This is a genomic window from Pseudoalteromonas aurantia (genome assembly GCF_005886875.1).
Lineage (GTDB): Bacteria > Pseudomonadota > Gammaproteobacteria > Enterobacterales > Alteromonadaceae > Pseudoalteromonas > Pseudoalteromonas aurantia_A.
Genome location: NZ_PNBY01000247.1, coordinates 1 through 263, shown reverse-complemented (window position 1 = coordinate 263; position 263 = coordinate 1). Strand labels below are relative to the sequence as shown.

Sequence of the window (263 nt, the reverse complement as noted above, 5' to 3'; positions counted from 1 at the left end):
GATACAGCCCGTTCGCGGTATTACAGTAGCAGGTAACTTCTATAAGCTGTTGAATGAGATAGATGCCATGGGTTCAGTATTGGAAATATCCGAGTCCAGGAATTTCTATTCCCCAGCTATTCGTTTCTCCCGGTTGAGTATTGGGGGTAAGTAACGCCTTCAATTCTTGAGTAGAGAGTTGCTTCAATTCTCTACTCAACTCATCTGATCATGTTTCTTTCCTTATAGAGTCTCAATTGATAAATACAATAAAAAAACATCCT

At 39.5% G+C, this 263-nt stretch carries 1 protein-coding gene; it reads left to right on the top strand.

The window, feature by feature from the left end:
- The first annotated feature begins 1 nt into the window (after position 1).
- Positions 2 to 154: a metallopeptidase TldD-related protein gene (locus tag CWC18_RS22045; RefSeq protein ID WP_434063449.1), complete on the top strand. Its 153-nt coding sequence runs from the start codon at positions 2 to 4 to the stop codon at positions 152 to 154.
- Positions 155 to 263: the final 109 nt, after the last annotated feature.